The organism is Actinoplanes palleronii (genome assembly GCF_016862315.1).
In the GTDB taxonomy this organism is placed as follows: domain Bacteria; phylum Actinomycetota; class Actinomycetes; order Mycobacteriales; family Micromonosporaceae; genus Actinoplanes; species Actinoplanes palleronii.
In genome coordinates, this window is record NZ_BOMS01000160.1 from 19,764 (window position 1) to 38,619 (window position 18,856).

Annotated in this window: 21 protein-coding genes and 1 pseudogene; 10 read left to right on the forward strand and 12 right to left on the reverse strand. The window is 69.7% G+C overall.

Annotated elements, in window-relative coordinates:
* Window positions 1–18 precede the first annotated feature (18 nt).
* Both Apa02nite_RS44760 and Apa02nite_RS44765 read right to left on the reverse strand, forming a co-directional pair.
* On the reverse strand, window positions 19–885 hold the full coding sequence (locus Apa02nite_RS44760) for a helix-turn-helix domain-containing protein (protein WP_203830569.1): 867 nt from the start codon (window positions 883–885) through the stop codon (window positions 19–21).
* Between the two features lies 1 nt (window position 886).
* Window positions 887–1,456, reverse strand: coding sequence for a TetR/AcrR family transcriptional regulator (locus tag Apa02nite_RS44765; protein WP_203830570.1), 570 nt, complete (start codon window positions 1,454–1,456; stop codon window positions 887–889).
* 168 nt (window positions 1,457–1,624) lie between these two features.
* Between Apa02nite_RS44765 and Apa02nite_RS44770 the strand changes: the two genes are divergently transcribed.
* From Apa02nite_RS44770 to Apa02nite_RS44780, 3 genes are all read left to right on the forward strand, one after another.
* Complete coding sequence (locus Apa02nite_RS44770) at window positions 1,625–2,020, forward strand: ester cyclase (protein ID WP_203830571.1); 396 nt, start codon at window positions 1,625–1,627, stop codon at window positions 2,018–2,020.
* 102 nt (window positions 2,021–2,122) lie between these two features.
* A complete protein-coding gene (locus tag Apa02nite_RS44775; RefSeq protein WP_203830572.1) occupies window positions 2,123–4,132 on the forward strand; it encodes a DUF8224 domain-containing phage-derived protein in 2,010 nt (669 codons plus the stop codon).
* Between the two features lie 30 nt (window positions 4,133–4,162).
* Complete coding sequence (locus tag Apa02nite_RS44780; RefSeq protein ID WP_067696950.1) at window positions 4,163–4,558, forward strand: hypothetical protein; 396 nt, start codon at window positions 4,163–4,165, stop codon at window positions 4,556–4,558.
* A gap of 116 nt (window positions 4,559–4,674) precedes the next feature.
* Here the strand turns inward: Apa02nite_RS44780 and Apa02nite_RS44785 are convergent, their stop codons facing one another.
* Genes Apa02nite_RS44785 through Apa02nite_RS44795 form a run of 3 tightly spaced genes read right to left on the reverse strand, consistent with a single transcriptional unit; the run spans window position 4,675 to window position 8,068 of the window.
* Window positions 4,675–5,346, reverse strand: a complete 672-nt coding sequence (locus Apa02nite_RS44785; RefSeq protein WP_239165008.1) for a hypothetical protein — start codon at window positions 5,344–5,346, stop codon at window positions 4,675–4,677.
* Complete coding sequence (locus Apa02nite_RS44790) at window positions 5,343–7,766, reverse strand: hypothetical protein (protein WP_203830573.1); 2,424 nt, start codon at window positions 7,764–7,766, stop codon at window positions 5,343–5,345. The genes Apa02nite_RS44785 and Apa02nite_RS44790 overlap by 4 nt, the downstream gene beginning before the upstream one ends.
* Window positions 7,763–8,068, reverse strand: a complete 306-nt coding sequence (locus Apa02nite_RS44795) for a type VII secretion target (protein ID WP_203830574.1) — start codon at window positions 8,066–8,068, stop codon at window positions 7,763–7,765. The genes Apa02nite_RS44790 and Apa02nite_RS44795 overlap by 4 nt, the downstream gene beginning before the upstream one ends.
* 112 nt (window positions 8,069–8,180) lie before the next feature.
* Between Apa02nite_RS44795 and Apa02nite_RS44800 the strand changes: the two genes are divergently transcribed.
* Complete coding sequence (locus tag Apa02nite_RS44800; RefSeq protein ID WP_239165009.1) at window positions 8,181–8,789, forward strand: GNAT family N-acetyltransferase; 609 nt, start codon at window positions 8,181–8,183, stop codon at window positions 8,787–8,789.
* Window positions 8,790–8,817: 28 nt separating this feature from the next.
* Here the strand turns inward: Apa02nite_RS44800 and Apa02nite_RS44805 are convergent, their stop codons facing one another.
* Entirely contained in the window at window positions 8,818–9,531 is a 714-nt protein-coding gene (locus tag Apa02nite_RS44805) for an SDR family NAD(P)-dependent oxidoreductase (protein ID WP_203830575.1), read from the reverse strand.
* Window positions 9,532–9,655: 124 nt separating this feature from the next.
* Here Apa02nite_RS44805 and Apa02nite_RS44810 point away from each other — a divergent pair, with 124 nt between their 5' ends.
* The gene (locus Apa02nite_RS44810; protein ID WP_067696963.1) at window positions 9,656–10,540 is read left to right on the forward strand and encodes a LysR family transcriptional regulator; all 885 of its coding nucleotides are present in this window, start codon (window positions 9,656–9,658) and stop codon (window positions 10,538–10,540) included.
* Between the two features lie 53 nt (window positions 10,541–10,593).
* On the opposite strand, the gene Apa02nite_RS44815 is transcribed toward Apa02nite_RS44810, so the two are convergent.
* Window positions 10,594–11,220, reverse strand: a complete 627-nt coding sequence (locus tag Apa02nite_RS44815; protein ID WP_203830576.1) for an immunity protein CdiI family protein — start codon at window positions 11,218–11,220, stop codon at window positions 10,594–10,596.
* Between the two features lie 153 nt (window positions 11,221–11,373).
* On the opposite strand from Apa02nite_RS44815, the gene Apa02nite_RS44820 reads away from it, so the two are divergent.
* A complete protein-coding gene (locus Apa02nite_RS44820) occupies window positions 11,374–12,078 on the forward strand; it encodes an AfsR/SARP family transcriptional regulator (RefSeq protein WP_203830577.1) in 705 nt (234 codons plus the stop codon).
* Window positions 12,079–12,084: 6 nt separating this feature from the next.
* Here the strand turns inward: Apa02nite_RS44820 and Apa02nite_RS44825 are convergent, their stop codons facing one another.
* From Apa02nite_RS44825 to Apa02nite_RS44835, 3 genes are all read right to left on the reverse strand, one after another.
* Entirely contained in the window at window positions 12,085–12,873 is a 789-nt protein-coding gene (locus tag Apa02nite_RS44825) for a rod shape-determining protein (protein ID WP_203830578.1), read from the reverse strand.
* Between the two features lie 306 nt (window positions 12,874–13,179).
* Window positions 13,180–14,640, reverse strand: coding sequence for a cellulose binding domain-containing protein (locus Apa02nite_RS44830; protein WP_203830579.1), 1,461 nt, complete (start codon window positions 14,638–14,640; stop codon window positions 13,180–13,182).
* 66 nt (window positions 14,641–14,706) lie between these two features.
* A complete protein-coding gene (locus tag Apa02nite_RS44835; protein ID WP_203830580.1) occupies window positions 14,707–15,951 on the reverse strand; it encodes a serine/threonine-protein kinase in 1,245 nt (414 codons plus the stop codon).
* A 101-nt stretch (window positions 15,952–16,052) separates the two neighbouring features.
* On the opposite strand from Apa02nite_RS44835, the gene Apa02nite_RS44840 reads away from it, so the two are divergent.
* The 3 genes from Apa02nite_RS44840 to Apa02nite_RS51645 all read left to right on the forward strand — a co-directional run bounded on the left by Apa02nite_RS44840 (window position 16,053) and on the right by Apa02nite_RS51645 (window position 17,187).
* Entirely contained in the window at window positions 16,053–16,376 is a 324-nt protein-coding gene (locus tag Apa02nite_RS44840; RefSeq protein WP_203830581.1) for a hypothetical protein, read from the forward strand.
* A 72-nt stretch (window positions 16,377–16,448) separates the two neighbouring features.
* Window positions 16,449–16,937, forward strand: coding sequence for a riboflavin biosynthesis intermediates N-glycosidase (ybiA, locus tag Apa02nite_RS44845; protein WP_203830582.1), 489 nt, complete (start codon window positions 16,449–16,451; stop codon window positions 16,935–16,937).
* A 58-nt stretch (window positions 16,938–16,995) separates the two neighbouring features.
* Window positions 16,996–17,187: a hypothetical protein gene (locus Apa02nite_RS51645; protein WP_239165010.1), complete on the forward strand. Its 192-nt coding sequence runs from the start codon at window positions 16,996–16,998 to the stop codon at window positions 17,185–17,187.
* Here Apa02nite_RS51645 and Apa02nite_RS51650 read toward each other — a convergent pair.
* Window positions 17,154–17,237 (reverse strand): annotated as a pseudogene (locus tag Apa02nite_RS51650) (hypothetical protein); the annotation flags it as partial. The gene Apa02nite_RS51645 and the pseudogene Apa02nite_RS51650 sit on opposite strands and share 34 nt — an antisense overlap.
* A 14-nt stretch (window positions 17,238–17,251) precedes the next feature.
* On the opposite strand from Apa02nite_RS51650, the gene Apa02nite_RS44855 reads away from it, so the two are divergent.
* Window positions 17,252–18,013 carry an SDR family NAD(P)-dependent oxidoreductase gene (locus tag Apa02nite_RS44855; RefSeq protein WP_203830583.1) on the forward strand — a complete coding sequence of 254 codons (762 nt, stop codon included), beginning with the start codon at window positions 17,252–17,254 and terminating at the stop codon, window positions 18,011–18,013.
* Between the two features lie 17 nt (window positions 18,014–18,030).
* Here the strand turns inward: Apa02nite_RS44855 and Apa02nite_RS44860 are convergent, their stop codons facing one another.
* Window positions 18,031–18,588, reverse strand: coding sequence for a TetR/AcrR family transcriptional regulator (locus tag Apa02nite_RS44860; RefSeq protein WP_203830584.1), 558 nt, complete (start codon window positions 18,586–18,588; stop codon window positions 18,031–18,033).
* Window positions 18,589–18,856 lie beyond the last annotated feature (268 nt).

The window sequence follows — 18,856 nt, forward strand, 5'->3', positions numbered from 1 at the left end:
GTACCGCCAGCCCACCACTCAGCGGCGCTCGGGTGCCTGGTCACGGCTGGCGGCCCAGCTCGACAGCAGGCGCAGCGCGTCGTCACCGGTCGAGCCGGCCGGGGCGCTGAGCAGGGTCAGGGTCAGGCCGGGGTCCGCGGCCAGGTGCAGGTTCTCGAAGTGCAGGTCGAAGTCGCCGACGACCGGGTGGTGGAACTGTTTGATCCCGGTGCGGTGCAGGCGTACGTCGTGCGCCGCCCAGCGGGTGCGGAACTCCTCGCTGCGGGTGCTCAGCTCGCCGACCAGGTCGGTGAGCGCCTTGTCGTACGGATCGCGTCCGGCCTCGGTGCGCAGCATCGCGACGGTGTCGGCGGCGATCCGCTCCCAGTCGCGCCAGAAGTCCCGGGCCCGCGGGTCGAGGAACGCGAAACGGACGTGGTTCGCCGGGCGGGCCGGGTCCTCGAACATCGGCGCGTAGAGCGCCTGCGCGAGGGCGTTGGCGGCGAGCACGTCCCCGCGGCCGTTGCCGACGAACGCCGGCACGTCGGTCATCAGCTCCAGGACCCGGGCCACGCCGGGCCGGATCTGCGGTGCGGCCGGCCGGCGACGGGTGCGGGTGGCCGGCCCGGCGGCGCGGGCCAGGTCGGCGAGGTGCTGCTGTTCGGCCTCGTCGAGGTGCAGGGCGCGGGCCAGGGCGTCCAGGACGCTGTCCGAGACGCCGGCGAGGTCACCGCGTTCGAGCTGGGCGTAGTACTCGACGCTGACCCCGGCGAGATCGGCGACCTCGCTGCGGCGCAGGCCCGGCACCCGCCGGTTGCGGTTGTAGCTGGTCAGACCGGCCTGCTCGGGGGTGAGCCGGGCGCGGCGCGAGCTGAGGAACGCCTTCACCTCGGCACGGTTGTCCACGTCAGGTCCCCGATGCCACGGCGCACAGGGCGGTGACCGCTCGCACCACGACGTCGCGGTGGGCTCGCTGGCGCGCCCGCAGGTCCAGGCCGCCGACCGCGCGCAGGCCGTCCGGGACGGCGTGCCAGGCGGTGCTGATCGCCACGACGATCTCCAGGATGTCGATGGCGGTGCGGTCGTCGGGCAGGCTCATCGTCGTACGCAAAGCCTGTGCTTTTTCCAGGTGTGAGGCGATCTCGCCGGGGGTGGCGTCGTTGCGCTCCAGGCCACGCCAGTGGGTCAGCCGCAGCAGGTCCGGGGCGGCGCTGAGCGCGTCGAACAGCGCGCCCGCATAGCCGGGCAGGTCGTCGGGGGTGTAGGGCGCCGCGTCGGCGAGCACACCCAGCCGGTCGCCGAGCACCGCGTCGAACAGGTCTTCCTTGGAGCCGAAGTAGGCGTAGATGGCCTGCTTGTTGGCCTTCGCGGCGGCGGCGATGCGGTCGACGCGGGCGCCGGCCAGACCACGCTCGGAGAACTCCCGGTAGGCCGCGTCGAGCAGGCGGACGCGGGTGGCGGCGGAGTCGTACGGCATAGAACCCACAGTAAGCAACCAACCACCTGGTTGCAAAGCACGGCCCGGAATTAAAACCAACCGGATGGTTGCAATCGTGGCGGGACAGCGCCTACGGTGTTCCCAACCAACCGGTTGGATTCTTGGATCTGATCGACGATGACCACCACATACCGAAAGCAGAAAATCATGGACACGAAGACCGTCGTACGACAGTTCTGGGCCGGTTACGAGAGCGGTGACCTCGACGCCACCTGGGCACGCTGGGTCTCCCCCGCGCTGCGCATCCACCCGTCCTCGGGCTACGAGTTCACCCGCGAGACCTGGCTGGCCGCCGAGAAACAGCTCCTGGAGGCGTTCGACGACGTCAGCGTCACGATCCTCGACCAGGTCGCCGAGGCCGACAGGGTCGCCACCCGCTGGTCGGTGACCGCCACGCAGAAGGCGCCGTTCTTCGGCGTGCCGTCGGCCGGGCACACCGCCACCCTGACCGGCACCACCGTCGACCGCATCGCCGGCGACCAGATCGTCGAGCACTGGGCCGAGGTGAGCGTCCCGCAGTTCCTCCAGCAACTGACCGCATAGCCGGCCACCGCCGCTCGTCCGTGAACCCCGCGGACGGGCGGAAATACGTTTCTCCGGCAGCCGGCATTCCCTAGGATCTTCGGTGATCAAGGAGATGACACGGTGGGCGATTACCAGCAGTTCGTGACGGATGTGACCACCCGGCTGTCCGCAATGGCCAAGGGCGAGTTGTACGTCGCCGGCGACAGTCTCGACCGGGATTCGCTCTGGCTCACCTTTCTCGAATCCTTCCCGGCCGGCACCAATCCCCGGTTCCGCGAGCGGTCCGAGTACGACTGCTCGACCTGCCGCGGGTTCATCAAGAACTTCGGCAACGTCGTCGAGATCCACGACGGGCAGGTCCGCACCGTCTGGTCCGGAGTGTCGGCAGCCGACCCGGTCTTCTCCGTCGTCGCCGGCGCACTGGACGAATTCGTCGGCACGCTGCCGTTGTCCGGCGTTTTCCGGTCCACCGAGGCGCAGTACGGGGCGAAGACGACCCGGACGCTGCGCGACGGCCAGGTCGAGGTGTGGCACCACCTGCACGGACAGGTGGCGCAGCGGCACCGCACCGAGGACGTCGGCGTGGCGCGGGGCACCTTCGACGCCACGGTCCAGGTGTTCCAGCGCGGCCTGACCGAGCTGACCCGGCAGGCGCTGGACACCGTCGTCGACCTCATCGACGACAACGCCCTCTACCGCGGCGAGGAGCACGGCCGGGCGGTGGCCGAGTTCCGGTCGCTGCAGAACGGATGGACGCAGGCGGCCGACGCGCGGGCCTTCGTGTTCGCCAACGCCATGAACCCGGCGGCCCGGTTCCGCAACACGGTGATCGGCACCCTCGTCCAGGATCTCTCCGCGGGCGTCGACCTGGAGCAGGCGGTCCGGTCGTTCGAGGCGAAGGTCGCACCGCAGAACTACCAGCGCCCCACCGCGTTGATCACCCCGGCCATGGTCAAGGCCGCCATGAAGACCATCGACGAGCTGGGCATCGAGGAGTCGCTGCAGCGACGGTTCGCCCGGCTGTCCGACGTGTCGGTCACCAACGTGCTGTGGGTCGACAACGACACCCAGTCGCGGATGAAGGACGGCATCGAAGGACTGCTCATGCAGGCGGCCACCACCAGGTCCTCGGGCGCGCGCCTTCGTGACGCGAAGCCGGAGGAGGTTCCCGTGCTCACCTTCATGAAGGACATCCTGCCCGGCGCCGCGAGCATCGACCTGTGGGTCGCCAACAGCCACGAACCGCACTTCGTCAGCCTCACCACCGGCCGGCACCCGGACGCACCGCGGCTGTTCACCTGGGACAACGACTTCGCCTGGTCCTACGGCGGCAACGTCACCGACTCGATCAAGGAGAAGGTCAAGCGGGCCGGCGGCAACGTCACCGGCAAGCTGCGGGTGAGCCTGTCCTGGTTCAACCACGACGACCTCGACCTGCACGTGTACGAACCCGACGGCACCCACATCTGGTACCAGGAGAAGCGCAACAAACTAGACGTCGACATGAACGCGAGCGGGCCGTACTCCCGCGAGCCGGTGGAGAACGTCACCTGGACCGGCAAGGTCCCCGACGGCGAGTACCGGATCGCGGTGAACCAGTTCAACAAGCGCGAAAGCACCCGGGCCGGCTTCGTGATCGAGACGGAGAGCAACGGGAAGATCGAGCACTACAGCTACGAGCGGGCGGTCAGCCAGAAGGAAACCGTCGAGGTGGGCCGGATGACGGTCGCCGGCGAGGTGATCACCGCTTTCCGGCCGGGTAAGGACATGCAGTCGGGCAGCGCCGGCAAGGACCTGTGGGGCATCACCACCGAACAGTTCGTGCCGGTGTCCACCCTCATGTACTCGCCGAACTACTTCGACGGCAGCGAAGTCGGCAACCGCCACTACTTCTTCATGCTGAAAGGGTGCGTGAACGACCAGCCGACCCGGGGGATCTACAACGAGTTCCTCCGCCGTGACCTGCAGCCGCACCGCAAGGTGTTCGAGGTCCTCGGCGACCGCACCAAGTGCGAGCCGTCCGCCGACCAGCTGTCCGGCCTCGGTTTCAGCTCCACGGTCCGCAGCTCCGTGCTCGCCAAGGTGACCATGACCGGCGGCCGGCGTCAGCTCATCAGCATCCAGTTCTGATCCCCACCCCGACATCCGAGAGAGGTCACCGTGACCATTTTTGAGAAGGCCACGCGGGAGAAGTTCCGCTACCCGTCGACCAAGGGCCTGCTGAGCACCGAACAGCTGTGGGAGCTTCCACTGACCGCCAAGTCCGGCTTCAGCCTCGACGACGTGGCCAAGGCCGTCAACGCCGAACTCAAGGCCGTCGCGACCGAGTCGTTCGTGGCCACCGAGGCCAACCCGGCCACGGCGACCTTGGAGACCAAGCTGGAGGTCGTCAAGCACGTCATCGCCATCCGCATCGCGGAGGACCAGGCGGCGAAGGCGGCGGCCGCCAAGAAGCTGGAGAAGGAGAAGCTGCTGACGGTCCTGGGCCGCAAGCAGGACGCGGTCCTGGAAAACCTGACCGAGGCAGAACTGCTGGCCCGCATCAACAACCTGTAGTCGGCCGCGATCGCCGAGAAGCAAGCCGCCCGGCAGGTGGTGTACCACCACGCCGCCTCTCACGGCCGCTTCTCGGCGAGGCCACCACCATTCTTGTACGTTCGGCAATCACGGCGTCAGTGCTGGTGACGGGCCCACTTCGTGCACGCCGGGCCGTACGTCGCCTTGCGGCTGCCGTCGTTGTCGGTCAGCTGGTCGGTGAGCCAGTGGTGCTCGCCGTCGCCGGATTCGACGTTCTTCAGTACGTACGACTCGAGGTTTGCCCGGTCCTGGCGGACCGTGAAGTTCTTCTCCTCGACGTGGTGCCAATAGCCCAGATCGGTGCAGAACGTGACCGTCGCCTGGCCGGCCCCGGCCGGTTCGACGCCCATCACCTTGACCCAGATCGGGCCGATCAGCGGGTCCTCGACCGCCGAGGACATCGCGAACGGAGCCAGGAACTTCTCGTAGTACGCCTCGGTGAAGACGAATCGTCCGATCGGGATGACCGGAGTCCAGTCGGTCGACTGCCGCTCCCAGTACATGAACGCGAGACCACGCCGGGCGGCCAGGACCTCGTCGGTGTCCGGCACCCCTGCCAGATCCCAGGTGATCGGCACGTCCTTCGTCCCGTCCATCGGAAGCTTCCGGTACGCCTCGTCGAACGTCAGCGACGGAGCGGCAGCGCTGCTGGACGACGGCGCGGCCCGGTCCCCGCTCGGATCGTCACCGGTGCACGCCGCGGTACCCAGACCCACGCTCGCGGCGACGATCGCTGCGGTGCAGAACGCGCCCCTGGTACTTCTCATCCGAGAACATCTCCTGCCCACTCGTAGCCGTTCTGATAGGAATCACCGGCGTCGGCGGCGGCGTTGCCGACCGTGCTCTGGCCGTGGCCGGCCTTGTACTGCTGCCAGGCCTGATAGTCCGCCTCGTTCCATCCGCTCACCGGTTTCGGGTCCCCGTTCTCGACAAGTGTGCTCGGCAGGTCCTCGAGTCTGCCGCTGCTGTAGAGGGCCTGTTCGCTGAGGCTGACCGCGGTGCTGCGGCCGGCACCGAGCGCGGCGCCGACCTCATAGGTGGCCAGGCCATGGTTGTCGACCTTGGCCTGTTCCTCGGCCTGCGCCATCAGGTCGGTGACGTACTCGCCGGCCAGGTCACCGACGACCGGCACCGGGATCCGCGCGGTCACCTTGCCCATCACCTCGTCGACCAGGCGGCCGGCGACCTTGTACCGGTCCTCGACGTGCTGGTTGTAGGTCGCGTCCTGCGCGGCGCTGGTCGTGTGACCGGCCTGGGCGGCCCCGTGGTCGAGAGCACCCAGCACACTGCCGTAGTTGTGCGAGACGTTCTCCATGGCGCGCAGGTGACCGTTGATGTCGTCGTGCGGGTTCTGCCGGCCGGACAGGATGCTGTCGTAGCTGCCGGTGGCGTACGCGGCCTCGGCCTTGGCGATGGTGTCGTGCGCGCCCGGGTCCTTGCCGAGGTCGGCCAGGTAGCGCACCAGATGGTTGCGGTCGACGTCGAGGGTCTGGCCGGGGACGGCGCCGTGCGAATCGGCGATGTTGAGGTTCACGTCGAAGATGTACGCCGACGTGACGTTCGCCAGGGGCTGGCGCAGCTGCGGGTTGATCACGTGGGTGGCCGCGAAGTCGCCGGTCGTGCCGTGGCCCGGGATCGTGCCGTTCGGGTATCCCATGGCCTGTTCGTCGACGTTGCTCTCGTAGATGATCGACTCGACGATGTGCCGGGCCTGCGGCCCGGGCTGGTCGGTGGTGGCGTGTTCCAGAGCGGTGCCGAAGTCGTCGAGGGCGCCGTTGTGGTAGTCGCCGCCGTGCTGCAGCAGTTCGGTCGTCCAGCCCGGCCCGCCGGGGACGTCCGCGGTCGCGTCCCAGTTGCGGTCGGTGAGCAGGTAGTCGAGCCGGGGCAACCGCCCGCCGGCCGGGCCGTCGGCGGTGAACTCGGTGGTGCCGGTGAGCAGGTCCCGGGTCGCGTCGCCGTTGCGCGACAGCGCGTCCATCAGGCCGTTCATCGGGTCGTAGCCGGCCGGCACGGTGTTGTCGTCGTGGCCCTGGGTCCAGTCCAGGCGCAGGTTCTCCCCGCGCGCCCCGGTCCACAGCGCACTGTTCTCCCCGTGCGCCATCTCGAAGTCGACCATGTCTCCGCCGACGCTGCTCAGGAACCCGGCGTCGAAGTCGCCGTTGTGCAGCAGCGGGCTCAGCAGCTGGTAGCCGTAGACGTCCTCCGCGTACCGCGCCGGGCTGGCCGGGTCGCCGATGTCCATCGTGCTGCGCCCGGCGGCCATCAGGTCGGTGGTCCACTGACTGGGCAGCTCGTGATCACCCGGAAGGTAGGTCTCGCCGCGCAGCCCGCTCGTCGTACCGGTCTCCTGGGTCGCGGTGGCCAGCGTCAACCCGAGACCGTTCTGCAGGTCCCGCACCATGGCGGCGGTGTCGTTGCTGAACAGTACGTCGTCGGCGTCGACGCCCGGGTGGTCGAGCTGGTAGGTCGCCAGCGTGCCGGAGAGCTGCAGCAGGCCCCGGGGGCCCAGAGCGGTGAGGAGGTCGTACGCGAAAATTTTGTCCCGTCCGTAGAGCGTGACCAGTTTCCGCAGCTCGTCGAGCTCGGCCGCGGTGGGCTGGTAGGCCGGGTCCATCAGCTTTCTCGCCAGTTCCTCGGCCCGGGCGGTCGCGCCGGGCGGGCTGGCCCCGAACCCGGTCTGCGGCGACGGCACGTTGCCGTTGATGGTGGCGGCCGTCGCGTCGTCCTGCGCCCGCGCGTACTCCACGACCGAGCGCAGATCGTTGAGCAGAACACCGGTCTCCCGGCCGGTCCGGTCCAGGTTGCCGCCCAGGTAGGCCGACGCGGGCGCGGTGATCGTGACAGCCGTCGTGTCCACGGTGTAGCCGGCCGCCCGCGCCGACGCGACGATGCCCTCCGCTTGGCTTCGCAGACCTTTCATGGCGTACGCATGCTGGTCGAAAGCATCGGCCAAGCGCTTCGCCGGCGGATAGGTGTTGTCCAGCTCGGCCCGCAGCGTGGCCGCCTTCTGCTGCGCCGCGGTGGATCCGGTGCCGTCCGGCCACACCGCACCCAGATCACGAGTGCCCGTGATCAGCTGGTCCGCCGCGGTGTCGAGACCCCGGGCCACCCGGCTCCAGCCATCGGCCGCGGAGTGCCACGGCCCGGCGTCGAACTCGAGCAGATCCGGCAGGGTCAGGCCACTCACCGGGTCGCCCCCGGCCCGCTGCCGCGCAGCCCGTCAGCACTCGCCTGGTCCGTGGCCCGGTACGTCGTCGCCGCGGCGGTCAGGCTGCGGCCGTACTCGTCGACCTGCCCGGCGAGCCGCCGCAGGTCGGCGAGCCACGCCTTCTCGGCCTTCTGCGCGGCGGCGGCAGCGGTGGAGTCCGGCCGCGGCGCGGGCGCCAGACCGGAGCCGGCCGTCGTGAGCGTCGCCCGCAAGGTGGCGGCCGCGGCTGTCACGTCCTGCCCGGCACCGTGCAACGCCTCGACATCAACCCGCAGCTGCACCGGAACTCCCCTCTCCCCGACCGCCCACTGTGGTACACGCCGAGCGGCAGGGGCGAGTTCAACGCCCTGGTCGTACCCATGGCCGGAAAACCGGTGGTCTTTCCCCGCCGGCATGGACCAGGATGCGCTCGTGCATGCCTACCTGGACACCGAGCGCCTGACCCTGCGGCACTTCACCCTGGACGACGCGGACCTGTTGATCGAGCTGGACAGCGACCCGGCGGTCATGCGCTACCTCACCGGCGGCGAGGCGACTCCCCCGGAGCACTACAGCGAGCGCGGCCTGCGCAACATCATCGCCGGCTACGAGCGGTCGGGCGGCACCTTCGGGCTGTTCGCGGCGCACGAGAAGGCGAGCGGCGCCTTCATCGGCTGGTTCCACCTGCGTCCCGACCGGGACGGCCCGCTGGACGAGGCCGAACTCGGCTACCGGCTGCGCCAGGCGGCGTGGGACAAGGGCTACGCCACCGAGGGTTCGAGGGCTTTGCTGGCCAAGGGGTTCACCGAGCTCGGCGTGCGCAGGGTCTGGGCCGACACGATGGTGAAGAACGACCGTTCCCGCAAGGTGATGGCAAAGGTCGGGATGACGATGACGGGCACCCTCGAAACCCCGCCCGACATGCTGATGGTCGAGGGCGCCGAACACGGCGGCGTCCGTTACGAAATCACCAAGCAGCAGTGGGAGAGCCTCGTGGACCTCGTCCGTCCGGTCCGGTCGTAGCCATCGCTTCTGACCGCAGGGTCGCCGCTCAGCCAGCCCGGGGAAAGTCCGGTTGCTCCGGGCCGTGCGGGATGTCGATCCGTTCCTCGCCGGTGCGCAGGGCTCGCAGGATCACCCGGCCGACGTATTCGGGGGAATGCGCGACCAGCCCGGCTGGGAGGCTGCCCGCGGGGTAGAACTCGGTGTCGGTGAGCGACGGCAGCAGGAGCGTGACCTGGATGTTGTCGCCTGCCAGTTCCATGCGGCCCACCTGGCTGAGCCAGTTCACTGCCGTCTTGGTCGCCGGGTAGATGGCATTGCCCGCCATCGGCATCCCGGTGGCGCCCGAACTGATGTTGACGATGCGCCCGTGGCCGGCCGCCCGCATGTGCGGCAGCACCGCCTGAATGCTGGTCACGACGCCCACCACGTTCAGGTTCAACAAGGCCAGGAACGCCTCCGGTGTCGTGCCGTCGATCGTGGACCCGGCGCCCGCCCCGGCGTTGTTGACCAGGCCGTCCACCCGCCCGAACCGGTCGATCGTGGCCTGCACGAGCGCCCTGACCTGTTCCGGGACGGTGACGTCGGTGGGGACGGCGAGCGCCCCGTCGAGTTCCTTGCTCAGCACCTCGAGCCGGTCGGCGCGGCGCGCGGCCAGGACCGGGAATGCACCGGCCTCGTGAAGGAGCCGCGCCGTCGCTGTACCGATGCCGGACGATGCTCCGGTGACGATGACGACCTTGCCGTTCAGGGATTCGTTCACGTGCTGGCTCCTGGTGTTGTCGATCCAGAGGTAGACCCGCATCGCGGCGGGACCGGCATCCAGTCAACGACGGTTGCTGCCGCGGGGGAAGGGCGACCTGCCTATCGACCGATACCCTGCTGATATGGATCATCTGGAGACGCGGCAGCTCCGATACTTCGTGGCGGTGGCCGAGGAACAGCATTTCGGGCGGGCCGCGCACCGGCTCGGCATGGCCCAGCCGCCGCTGTCTCGCGCGATCCGCGATCTCGAACGGCATCTCGGCGTGCAGTTGCTGGTCCGGACCAGCCGCCGGGTCGCTCTCACCCCAGCCGGTCAGGTCCTGCTGGATGAGGCCCGGATCGCCCTGGATGCCGTGGCCACGGCCGGGAACCGGACCCGCCACGCCGGACAAGAGGTGCCCGCGTTGCGGCTGGCGCTCAAAGCCGACCACGACGCTGGACTGCTCCCGAGGATCCTTGACGCCTACGACGTCCTGCCGGTGGAATTGTTGCTGGGCGGATACGGCGAGCAACTGGCGGCTCTGCATGACGGACGTGCCGACGTGGCGCTGCTGACGACGCCGTTCGACGAGCGCGGGATCGACAGCGAGCCACTGGTCACCGGGCCGCGCCTGGTGGCTATGGCCGCGTCGGACCCGCTGGCGGCGAGAACCGGTCTGCGGCTGGTCGACTTGACCGGTCGGCTTCTCCCCTACGGCACGCCCGCCGAGAAGGGCCTTCCGACGCCACCCTTCGATCACCACGAGCCGTTGGACCACTCACAGATCTTCAGCCTGATCGAGGTGGGCGCCGCTGTCTGGTTCCTCCCGGTCTGGCTCGCCGAACGCTTCGACCGGCCCGGTATCGCCTACCGTCCAGTGGAAGGCCTGGAGCCGGCCACCCTGACGGTCGCCTGGCCGGCCCGGTCACGCCTCGCCGCCGTGGCCACCTTCGTACGGACCGTCCAGCAGATCGCCGGTGACACCGCGACCTACGACAACCCGGCGCCCGTGGGCCACCCGGTGTGACCGGCGAGGAAACAGCCGAGAATCGTTCCCGGTCCGGTTCGCGCTGGCATGCCTCACCAGCTTCGCAGCGGGCGATCGTCGTCGGTGTGGAAATAGCGGACCTCCACGTCCGGCAGCTCCCGCTGCAGCTCATGCGCCAGGGCCAGGCCCTCGGCAGCCCAGCCCTCGCTCGCCCAGGGCTTGCGGCTGGCCCCGTGCCGCTCGAACGTCTCGTTCCAGGCTCGCAGCCGCTGCCTCAACGACTCCGAGACACCAAGTTCCGTCAGCGACACCAGCGAACCGCTGCCCCGAGGCCGTTCCCACACCGGCTCGTCGGCGCTGTATTCCGCCATGACCAGCAGCGTCTCCGGCCGCTCGTCCGCACCGTCCGGCGGGAACGCGCGCCACTCGAACTCGAAGCCCGGCCGCCTCTTCCCCTCGATCACCGTGAGCAGCTCGGTCAGCGCTGACCGGTCCCGGGCCAGCCCGGCCGGACCCTCGCCGGCGTACTTCTCCAGGAACTCCTGGGCCGCGAACGTCGCCCGCGGCCCCAGCAGATCACCGACGCGATCCTGAAGGTAGGTGAGCACCTCGTCAGGCACTCCGCCACGCCCGTAGGCGTCCTCCGCGAGCAGCCACGCTTCCAGCGCTCTGAGCCCCGCATCCTTGCCGGCTGCCGCAGCTTCCTGGAAGTCATCCATCTCCCGATCCTGACAGCCACCACGACACCAGGAGGCGCCTTCCCCCTGATGGCTGGCGCTCGTGGCCCACCAGCAGCAACGCCGTTATGATGCGACTGCCGATCGCGGTGTTGCCGCCGGCGGGACCGCTGCTGCTGCTGGAGGAATCGCCGAATGACCGACAACTCGGCCACTCAGGCGCTGCGGTTCGAGATCCTCGGCCAGGTTCGCGCGTATCGCAACGACGAACCCGTCGACATCGGCTCGCTCAATCAGCGGGCGGTCCTCGCCGTCCTGCTGCTGCACGCCCGTTCCCCGGTCCCGATCAACAAGATCATCCACACGCTCTGGGACGACGACCCGCCGGAGAACGCCGTCGACATCGTGCAGCGCTACGTGGGCGGGCTGAGACGGGCCCTCGACCCGGACCGGACGTCACTGCTCGCGCTGACCCCGGACGGTTACATGCTGAGCGCCGGGACCTCGGCCGTGGACGCCAGCGTCTTTCGCGCCTCGCTGGCCCGGGCGCGCGACGCGCACCAGACGGGCAACCTGCAGGAGGCGACCGGTGAGGTGCACCAGGCGTTTCGCCTGTGGCAGGACGAGCCGCTGGCCGGGCTGACCGGCCCGGTGTTCGAGTCCGCACGCGCCCGGCTCAACCAGGAACGCACCGCCGCGGCGAACCTGCTGGCGACACCCGCCCCGGAAGAACCCACGATGCTCGCACCGCCGGTCGCCGTCGAGCCGACCGTCTTCACCGCGGCCGTTCCCGCCGAGCCCGTGGCGGCAAAACCCGCGCCGGTCCCGGCACCGTCCGGGTACCAGGAACCGGTCGATCCGTGGGCTGGGCACGACCTCTTCCCGCCCAGCCCGTTCTAGAAAAACTCAATCTTCGATCAAAACCGATTTTTGGTACGGCCGGAGCACACGCCCGGACAGGGCGGGGTGGCGCAGAGCGGACGACACGGCCAAGCCCGCGCCGGTGAGTGCGGCCTGGCGCGGCGCGGCAGCCACGTGCACGCGCATCCCCAGCTCGGCGGCCAGCGCCGCGGGCAGGTCGGGATGCAGCGCCCCGTCGCCGACCAGCAGGAGCCCGCGGGCGGTGGCCGCGGCCAGATCAGCGTCCGGACAGGCGGCTCTGAGCTGGTCGACGTGCCGGGCGACCACGTCGCCGAGCAGGCCCACCGTGGTGCCGCTGCCGAGATCCCGGGTACCGAGGTCGGCGCGGCGGGCTTCGACGACCCGGCCGTTCTCGAGCAGGGCGGTCTCGGTGAGCTGCGTGCCGACGTCGGCGATCAGCAGGCTGCCGGCGGCCGCACCGGCACCGATCGCGGCGGCCCGGACGGAGTCGACGAACAGGATGCGCCGGGGCGTGAACACCTCGTCGAGAACGCGGCGCATCAGCGCCTCGTCAGCATCGGTGGACAGCACCGGCCGGCAGGCGACGACCATGTCGGCGGCGGGCACCGGCTGCGGATACTGCTGAACGATCCGCTTGAGCAGCGCGGTGCAGCCGTCGACGTCGACGATCCGGCCGCGGTGCACCAGGTTGCGGTCGCTGGAGCCGCTGACGACGCCGCGGTGACTCGTCCACACGCCGGTGGTGCCGCTGCCGAGGTCGACAGCGACGGCCGTGGCCGGCTTCGGGCGGGTGGGCTCAGCAGGGTTGTCCATGAAGGTGCCTTTCACAGGTGATCCGGGAAACAAAAAAGGCCGAAGCTGAGAAGCTTCGCCCTGGCGGTCGATCGTGGAACGGGATCAACCGGGGGGCCTCGGTCGGTGGGTGCCGGGCTCCGGAGAGCGTGGACACCGGCGACGCCGGCAACCGGCCGGTGGGCAGCACGCATGGCCGTCACCGTGGTGACGGCCCGCGTGGATGAACCCACCGTTGGCATCCGACCACCATAGGTTGACCTTCGCGCAGTTGCCAGGCAGATTCGTAGAACCGCTGGTCAGGCGGCACTACGAACCGCCCAGCGCCTACTGCCCCGGGGTGACGGCAATGTTGGTCAGGCCGCTCGTGGCGTTCGTGACGGTGTTCGAGCCGTACACGACGTTGAGGTTGCCGGCGCACTTGGACGTGGAGGTCACGTTGATCGCCCAGGCGCCGACACCGCCCAGGTCGCTGCGGTTGCCACGGAAGATGTTGCCGCACCCGGAGCCCGCGGTCGGATTGTGCGTCTCGTATCCGTTGGCGAACACGCCCGGGGCGCGGAACGTGCCGGTGTTGTCGGCGATCACGTAGTTGCTGCCCTTGACGTCCAGCCAGGAGTCGGCCGAGTTCTGCCCGGCGATGCCGGTGCCGTTCCAGGTGTTGCCGCGGATCAGGCCGGCGACCGTGCCCTCTTTGACGTCCACGTGCTCGGCGGCCACGTCCGGGCCGACCACATTGTTCAGCACCTGCACCCGGTCCGAGGCGTCGATACCACCGGTGTTGCCGTAGCAGGACCAGTTCGCGTTGGCCGAGCCGAGGTAGATGCCCTCGCCGTACTGCGGCTGGCCGGTGCCGGTGCGCTCGATCCGGGAGTTCTGGATCACGCCGTCGGCGGAGGAGCGCCGGAAGTGCACGCCCTCGTCGCCGATGTCGTGGACGTACACGCCGTCGATGGTGACGTGTGGCGAGGCGTCGATCATGATGCCCTTGGCCGCGCCGGCGACGGTGAAACCGCTGAGTTTCCAGTACGCGGCCTCGTAGAGCCAGACCCCGTACCCGGGATCGAAACCGGCGGCCGGGACCGAGCAGCCCGGATTCGTACCCGAGGATTCTGGATTTGTCAGGACGGCCGTGACCGGACCGGTCAGGGTGATGGGCGCGGTCGCCGTGCCGGGCGTGCGGGCGAGGAACGCGCCGTTGTAGGTGCCGGGAGCCATCCGGATCGTCTGGCCGGGCCGCGCGGCGGCCAGCGCCGCGGAGAGCTCCACGGCCGTGCTGACATCGACGATCGAACCGGTCGGCGGCGTGGTCGTGGGCGGCGCGCTGGTGGGCGGTGTGCTGGTGGGCGACGTCGTCACGGGCGGCGTGGTCGGCGTGGTCGGCGTGCTGCCGCCGGCGCAGGGTGCGCCGTTGACCAGGCAGTTCGCCGGTACGCCGAGGTTGGCGACGTTGAAGCCGAACCGCACCGTGGCGCCGGGCGCGATGGCGCCGTTCCACGCCACGTTCGTGAAGCGGTAGTGGTTGCCGGTGGTGGTGCGCACCGAGCTCCACGAGCTGGTGACGGTTGTGCCGGCCGGCAGATCGAAGTCGACGGCCCACCCGGAGCTCGCCGCGTCACCGGTGTTGGTGATGGCGTAGTCGGCGCCGTAGCCGGAGTTCCAGGTGGAGGTCTGCACGAAGGTAGCGGTCAGCGCGGCCCCGGCCGCGTGGGCGGGCAGCGCGACCGCCGCGGCACCGACAGCGAGGGCGCCGGCGAGCAGGGCTCGCCAGACATTGATGGGAGACATTCTGTTAGTAAAGTTAACTAACGTTCTTTCGTCAATGCCTCCCGGCGCCGCGGCCGAGGTAGCGGTTCACTTCTTCTTGGACTTCACCGGCTTCGGCTTCTTCGGCTTGGCGGTCTTCGGTGCCGCCGGGCCGACCACGGACGGTGTCACCGCCGGCGCGGTCGCGGCATCCCGGATCACGGCCGGTAACCCCGCGGGCGGCACTCCCACCGGCGGCACCGGGGCGGTGCCCGGGCCCGGCTGCCGCGCGGTGACCGGCGGCGCCGAGGCTGATGACGATGCTGATGACGGCGTGGTGGCCGGGCAGGTAGCGGTGGCGCAGGCGGCCGCCGGCGGGCTCACCGCCGGATCGGCCAGCGCCCACCAGGAGCCGCCCACCGTCAGCAGCGCCACCGCCACCCCGGCCACGGCCACCGCCCGGCGGTCACGGCGAACACCGGTCCACGACAGGGCGACGGTCGGCTCGGACGCCGTGCGCAGCAGCGTCGACGGGGGCAGGCCGGCGATCTCGCCGAGCACCTCCGCCACCTCGGTCGCGGACGGCCGCTCGCCGGGGTTCTTCGCCAGGCAGCGCGTCACCAGCCGGCTGACCTCGCCGGGCAGCCCGGGCACGGCCGGCATCGGCGCCGGGCTCGCGTACACATGGGCTTTGAGCATCTGCGTGACGGTCGGCGCGTTCCACGGCATCCGCCCGGACAGCGCGCGGTAGAGCAGCAGACCGAGGGCGTAGACGTCGGTCGCCGGTCGCACCGGCGCCCCCTTGAGCCGTTCCGGGGCCAGATAGGCGGGCGTGCCGAGCAGGTGACCGTCGCGGCCGTCGAGCTCACCGACGGGCGCCGAGATACCGAAGTCGACGAGCTTCACGCCGGCCGCCGTCACCATGACGTTCGCCGGTTTGACATCGCGGTGCACGATCCCGGCGCTGTGCGCGGCGGCGAGCGCGGCACCCACCTGGGCGCCGATCAGCACCGCCAGCCGCCACGGCAGCTCGGCGGCGGTCAGCATGTCGGCCAGGGAGCGGCCTTCGACGAGTTCCATCACGACGTACGAAAGCGTGCGCCCCGCGTCGGTGAACTCGCCGTAGTCAAAAACGGCCACCACGTTGGCGTGCCGCAGCCCGGCGGCCGCCCTGGCCTCGGCGCGGATCTGCCGCCGCAGCTCCGGATCGCCGGCGAGGGCTGCCGAGAGCACCTTGAGCGCCACCTGCCGGCCCAGCACGTCGTCGTCGGCGCGCCAGACCACCGACATGCCGCCGTGCCCGAGCCGCTCCCGCAGCCGGTACCGCCCCGCTATCAGCCGCCCGCTCTCCATAAAAGATCGCTGTGCCCGGATGGTAACCACCGGAAACGGATCCCCGTCGATCATGGTTTGATGGCTCCTCTGGTTCCCGTTCGACCCGGAAGGACTGAGCCGTGCCCGACCGCCCGGAGATCGTCTGCATCTGCGGCTCCACCCGATTCGTGGACGAGATGAACGCGGCGAACCGTGATCTGACCTTCGCCGGCGTCATCGTCGTCGCGCCCGGCGTCTTCCTGCGCACCGAGGAGCACGGGGCAGCCGAGTGGATCACCGACGACCAGAAGGCCACGCTGGACGCCCTGCACCTGCGCAAGATCGACCTGGCCGACCGGGTGCTGGTCGTCAACCCCGGCGGATACATCGGCGAGTCCACGAGCCGGGAGATCGCCTACGCCCACGCCACCGGCAAGCCGGTCTCGTTCACCGATCCGGCCTGACCAGCAAAATCTGATTGCGGCACCGGATCAGGCCTGAGATGGTGCGGGTTCCGAAACCCCGGTGAGGTCCCCGTGACGATCTACTTCTACGGCGCCGACGAAGTCCCCTACGGATGCTTCTCGAACTTCTCCGACCACGGCTTCGACCTGGACGGGGTCTGGTGGCCGACCTCGGAGCACTACTTCCAGGCGCAGAAATTCAAGGGCACACGTCACGCGGATCGCATCCGGCGTGCTCGCACACCGCTGCGGGCCGCGGAGCTGGGCCGCGACCCGTCACTACCGCTGCGCAGGGACTGGGAACAGGTCAAGGACGACGTGATGCGCCGCGCGGTGACCACCAAGTTCCGCGCGCACGCCGACATCCGTGCCATCTTGGTGTCCACCGGTGACGAAGGGATCGTCGAGGACACCACCACCGATCACTACTGGGGCCGGGGCCGGACCGGGACCGGGACCGGCAAGAACATGCTCGGCCGGATCCTGGTGCGCACCCGCACCCAGTTGCGCGCCGACCTCGCCGACGCTCCCGCCAGCGACAGCCGCCACCAGAGACGGTGACCCGGCGTCGAACTTCCGCGGACCGCACCGGCAGCGATCCCGGCGCCAGGGGCCGCGGATGATGAACAGCCGCAGCGCGGTCCACGGCGTCTCCTCGGCGGGCCGGGCAGCCAGCGCCGCGACCAGCCGCGCGCCGGTGTCGCCGGTGAGGCCGAACAGGGCGGCCTCCTTGGTGGGGAAGTACCGGAAGAACGTGCTGCGTGAGATGTCCGCGGCGGCGCAGATGTCCTCCACCGTCGTCGCGTCGTAGCCCTGCTGGAGGAACAGGCCCACCGCGATGGCGCTCACCTGCACGCGCATCTCCCGGCGGGGAGGTGCTCACCGGACGCTCGCCGGAGAAGACCCGCGCCATCGCCACCGAGCTGGGCGTCGACAGCTACGTCGCCGACTTCACCCGGCTCGACGACGTCGCCCGGCTCGCGGCCGAGATCACCGGCGCCTACCCCCGCATCGACGTCCTGGCCAACAACGCCGGCGGCATGTTCGGCACGCAGACCAGGACCGTCGACGGTTTCGAGAAGACGTTCCAGGTCAACCACCTCGCGCCCTTCCTGCTCACGCGGCTCCTGCTGGACACCCTGATCGCCTCGCGCGCCTCGGTGATCCAGACCTCGAGCACGGTGCGCTTCACGAAGACGATCGATCTGACCGACCTCGATCACGACCGGCATTTCGACGCGGTGCACGCCTACGGCGCGGCCAAACTCGAGAACATCCTGTTCACCCAGGAACTGCACCGGCGCTACCACGCCGAGGGCATCGCGGCGGCCTCGTTCTACCCCGGCAACGTCCTCACCGGCTTCGGCGCCGAAGCCACCAAACCGATCATCCGGCTGGTCCGCCGGGTCGCGGCCAACCCGCTCGGCCGCCGCCTGTTCTCCACCCCCGAGCAGGGCGCCGACCAACTGGTGTGGCTGGCACAGGGCACACCCGGCGCCGACTGGGAGTCCGGCGCGTACTACTACCGGCGCGCCATCACCAAACCGAGCAACGCACAGGCCTTCGACGAAGCGCTCGCCCGCGGCCTGTGGGAACGCTCGCAGCAGCTCACCACCGCCGCCCTGCGGCCTCGGTAGCGGATCGTGGTGACGCGTCAGCCGCGGTCAGGTTGACGCATCCACTCCGGCAACTGGGCGTGCGCCACGCGCGCGATGTCCTGGGGGTCGTCCTCGCCCCGTGCGCCGATCGCCAACACGGCGTACAGGCCGGCGGCGGCGTAGGTGATCTCGACCTCGGCCGTGGCCGACTCTCTCCCGCTGTCCACCCAGACGATGGCGGTCTGTGCGCGGAAGATCTCCGCGATCCCGGTCAGGTCCGCACCGTTGTCATAGGCATCGGCAAGCCGCACGAGCTGCGGCGCGGACCGAAACACCTCAACGATCAGACGGAGGCTCTCGACCCCGGCGGCTTCGAAGGAGATTCCCCGCCGGCGGTCCTCGAAGGCACGTTCCAGAATGTGATCGAAATTGTCGTGAATCGCAAACCAGGCCGCCTCCTCGATGGTGTCGAAGTGGTTGTAGAAGGTCGCCCTGGTCACCCCCGCGGCCGCGCTCAGGGACGAGATGCTGGTGAGTTCCCCGGCGCGCGCCTGACGATGCACAGCGTCGAGAATCTGCTGACGAGACCTCTTCGATCGCGGATCCGACGACACCGGGCGTGCTCCCATAGGTTGACTCGCCCTTTCGCTGGACCGCCCCGCGTCGGTGTACCCAGCGAAACTATCCCAGCTCCCCACGCTGAAGCGCTCCGGGCGGGTCAGGAGCTCGTGGACCGCGCGGCGGCGAGCAGATCCTCCGACACGGTCCACAACAAGCCCGCATCAGCCGGGTCGAGCGCGTATCGCATCACGCCCACCCAGCCTTGCATCTCGTCGACGACCTCTGCTTCGTTGCCGTTCTCGAAATAACGACCGCCTATAC